At 63.2% G+C, this 4,337-nt stretch carries 2 protein-coding genes and 1 pseudogene; 1 reads left to right on the top strand and 2 read right to left on the bottom strand.

Annotated features, from left to right (window positions below):
* Positions 1 to 321: pseudogene (locus ACXJKH_RS16015) on the bottom strand (nuclear transport factor 2 family protein); the annotation flags it as partial.
* Between the two features lie 1,017 nt (positions 322 to 1,338).
* The gene (gene glmS, locus ACXJKH_RS16010; protein WP_457320770.1) at positions 1,339 to 3,180 is read right to left on the bottom strand and encodes a glutamine--fructose-6-phosphate transaminase (isomerizing); all 1,842 of its coding nucleotides are present in this window, start codon (positions 3,178 to 3,180) and stop codon (positions 1,339 to 1,341) included.
* Between the two features lie 203 nt (positions 3,181 to 3,383).
* On the opposite strand from glmS, the gene ACXJKH_RS16005 reads away from it, so the two are divergent.
* On the top strand, positions 3,384 to 4,337 hold a 954-nt coding region (locus ACXJKH_RS16005), incomplete at its 3' end, for an HlyD family secretion protein (RefSeq protein WP_457320768.1).

Below are 4,337 nucleotides of genomic sequence, written 5' to 3'. Positions count from 1 at the left end.
GGTCGAAACAGACTCGTCGATCAGGGAGATGAAATTGTTCGAGGAAATCCGCCGTGCCTTGATGGCGTCGGGGTTTTGTTTTCGAATTGCCGAAAGGCGCTTGTCTTCCGACACAAACTGCCATCCGATCTCATCCGGCTTGTCCGAAAAGAACAGGCCCATGTAGGCCACCTTGTCTTTCTGCAGCAACGACAACCGGAATGATTCCATCACTTGCCTGATCGCCTGAACATCGTCAATCGGACGTTGTGCAGCGTCGGCTTGAGCACAGAACAACATCGCTGTGGCAGACACAACCAACGAAGCCTTCCCAAGGTACATGCCAACTCCCTCATTGTTATGCGAGCAGTAGGTCACCGCGGGACACCGACTAAAGCAGTGACCCAAGATCATCCTGCTGTCCCGCGGCGACGTGCAATCACGGCTGCAGCCGTTTAACGCAGAGTACTGCGGCGCATACTGCGAAAACAATAGCGTGCACTGCCCGATTGTGCCGTTGAATCTGATACCAACGGGCCGAACTGACTCTTTCATCCGGACGCGTTGAGCTTGCCGGAAGCGTCGACGGGAGATCAACTAGCACAATGGAGCGACGGGAAGTCCCCCGAATGCGAATGCCACACGAGTCGGGAGGCCTGCAAGGCCAGCGAGCCTCTCAAATCGCGGCACACCAAATTTTTCAGAGCAGCTCAGGAGTTGCTGGCACGAGCGAGCGGTCAGTGTCTGAACGTCGCTTGCATTTATAGAAACATAGCGAACATGGGAACTCGATAGAAGCACTTCCCGGTGCGCCAGCTCAGCCGCTCGCAGACCACAGATCAGCTTGCTGCTGGCAGGGATCGTGTACAGCGCACGATAGATGCCAAGCACGGAACTCACGCGTTCAAGTGTCTCGAACGGACGTTCCCCCCGGGCGCCCGCCTTCAAAGAAGCGAAAGCATCCACGGGCTGTCCAAAGATCGCTGACTGTTCCATCTCGGTTCGGCACCAAGCCTTAGCAATCTGGGTGAACACCCTTAGAGCTGGCCCTACATGCCGGGATCACCAATTTGAAACGGCCTACTCATGATCTCGGGCCACGTCAGCGCATGGCTAATGCTACCCCTAATCAATTCAACAGGCTCGTATCCAGTGCCATCGATTTGCGAGAAAGTTGCTTCCGCACAGCGTGGGCAACTCCAAAAGCAAAGAAGGGCAAGGGCACCCACCCTCACCCGTCTCCCGGGTTGGACTAACCATTCCGCGCTTCTGGTCCGCAGACCATCTCCAGTTGGCCCAACTATTCCGCAATTGGACTAATTATTCCATCTGACCACCACCTCAGCGCACGCCGCCGACTCACTCCACCGTCACGCTCTTGGCCAGGTTGCGCGGCTTGTCCACGTCGGTGCCGCGTGCCAATGCAGTGTGATAGGCGAGAAGCTGCACCGGGATGGTGTGCACCACCGGGCTGAGCACGCCGGCGTGACGCGGCGTGCGGATCACGTGCACCCCCTCGGACTCGACGAAGTTGCTGTCCTGGTCGGCGAACACGAACAACTCACCGCCGCGCGCGCGCACTTCCTGCATGTTGGATTTGACCTTCTCCAGCAGGTTGTCGTTGGGCGCGATCACCACCACCGGCATGTCTTCGTCGACCAGGGCCAACGGACCGTGCTTGAGCTCGCCGGCCGGATAGGCCTCGGCGTGGATGTAGGTGATTTCCTTCAGCTTGAGCGCGCCTTCCAGCGCGATCGGGTAATGCAGGCCGCGACCAAGGAACAACGCGCTGCTCTTGCGGGCGAAACGCTCGGCCCATGCGGCGATCTGCGGCTCCATGTTCAAGGCATGCTGCACGCTGCCCGGCAGGAAACGCAGCTGCTCCAGGTAGTCCGCTTCCTGCGCGGCATCGATGCGCCCGTGCAGTTTGCCCAGCACCACGGTCAGCTGGAACAGCGCGGCCAGCTGGGTGGTGAAGGCCTTGGTCGAGGCCACGCCGATCTCGGCGCCGGCGCGGGTGTAGCAGACCAGTTCGCTGGCACGCGGGATCGCGCTTTCGGGCACGTTGCAGATAGACAACGTATGCAGGTGGCCCAGCGACTTTGCGTACTTCAGCGCTTCCATCGTGTCCAGGGTTTCACCGGACTGGGAGATGGTCACGATCAGGTGCCTGGGGTTGGCATATGCCGCGCGATAACGGTATTCGCTGGCGATTTCCACGCTGCACGGCAACCCGGCAATGGATTCGATCCAGTAGCGCGCGGTCAGACCAGAGTAGTAACTGGTGCCACACGCCAGGATCTGCACGCCTTCGATGCCAGCCAGCACGCTTTCTGCAGTCTTGCCGAACAGCTCGGCCGGGAACCCACCGGCGTCGATCGCCGCTTCGATGGTGTCGCCCAGCGCGCGCGGCTGCTCGTGGATTTCCTTCTGCATGAAGTGACGGTAAGGGCCCAGTTCCAGCGACGCCAGCGACACATCGGACAGGTGCACATCGCGCACCACCGGCAGATTGTGCTCGTCATAGACCTGCACGCCATCGCGGCGGATGTCGGCGGTATCGCCCTCCTCCAGGAAGATCACCGTGCGGGTGGCCGAGAGGATCGCCGAGACATCGGAGGCGACGAAGTTCTCGCCCTCGCCCAGGCCTACCAGCAGCGGGCAGCCCATGCGCGCGCACACGAAGTGCTCCGGCTCGGCCCGGCTCATCACCGCCAGCGCGTAGGCGCCGGTGAGTTCCTTGACCGTGCGCTGCAGTGCCGACAGCAGGGTGTCGCCATCCTTGAGGTGATGGTGCATCAGGTGCGCGATCACTTCGGTGTCGGTCTGCGACTCGAACACATAGCCCAGCGCGCGCAGCTTCTCGCGCTGTTCTTCATGGTTTTCGATGATGCCGTTGTGCACCAGCGCCACGCCGTGGCTGATATGCGGATGCGCGTTGGCTTCGGTGACGCCACCGTGCGTTGCCCAGCGGGTATGGCCGATGCCCAGCGACGCGTCGAAGCCCTCACTGAGGGCAGCCTTCTCCATCTCGGCCACGCGGCCGGTGCGGCGGACGCGGCGCACGTCGGGCTGTGCCTGGCGCTGGTCGAGCACGGCGATGCCGGAGGAATCGTAGCCGCGATATTCCAATCGCTTCAGCCCTTCGATGAGGACCGGTACCACATCGCGATTCGCGATCGCTCCCACAATGCCGCACATAGATTCTGATCCCACGTATCGAGCCTCGCATTCTAGCGTGGCCCCCGTGTCCGGGACGCCGCTGTCCGCTTAACGAAAGTGTCCGGCGGGTGTCCGCGGACACGCGGACAAGCAGGTCGCCCTCGCAAGCCATTGATTTCAAATGGCCAAAAGTTGGCACGGGATCTGCTTTGTACTCGGCAACCCAACCGCGAACGAGCCCGATGATCCGCGACACTTCCGCCCAGGACCAGACCCTCTCCGTTGCCGGCACGGCAGCCCCGTGGAAGCGCTGGCTGTGGCCGGGCCTGGCCGCACTGGTGGTGCTGCTGGCCATCGGCTTCGCTGTCCGCGCCTGGCTGGGCGCCAGCCGCTCCTTCGACGGGGCGCGGGTGCGCATCGCCGAGGTCACCCGCGGCGACCTGGTCCGCGACATCGCCGCCGACGGCCGGGTCATCGCCGCCAACAGCCCGATCCTGTACGCCATCTCCGCCGGTACCGTGGACCTGAAGGTGGTGGCCGGCGACGTGGTCAAGAAGGGCCAGGAACTGGCGGTGATCGACAGCCCGGAACTGCGCAGCAAGCTCGCCCAGGAACAGGCCACCCTGGCCGGCCTGGAAGCCGAAGCGAGCCGCTCCACCCTCGATGCCACCCTGGCCCGTGCCAAGGCACGCAAGGAAACCGACCAGGCCAGCATCGAGCGGCAGGCTGCCGACCGCGACCTGCAGCGCTACCAGCGCGGCTTCGACGGCGGTGCGGTGCCGCAGATCGACCTGGCCAAGGCCAATGACAGCCTCAAGAAAGCCGACATCCAGCTGGCCAACGCGCAGACCGACGCACGCCTGCAGGGCCAGGGCGCCGACCTGGACGCACGCAACAAGCACCTGCTGGCCGAACGCCAGAAGGCGGTGGTAGCCGAGGTGCAGCGCCAGGTCGATGCACTCACCCTGCGCGCGCCGTTCGACGGCCAGGTCGGCCAGGTGCAGGCCACCCAGCACACCAACGTGATCGCCAATGCGCCGATCCTGGGCGTGGTCGATCTGTCGCGCTTCGAGATCGAGATCAAGGTGCCCGAGAGCTTCGCCCGCGAGCTGGCGATCGGCATCCCGGCCCAGCTCACCAGCGGCAACGGCCAGCCCTTCCCGGGCGAGATCAGCGCGGTGTCCCCGGAAGTGGTC

This window comes from Stenotrophomonas sp. P5_B8 (assembly GCF_054049855.1).
The sequence above is the reverse complement of the archived record's forward strand: the minus strand, read 5'-3'. Positions and strand labels throughout refer to the sequence as shown.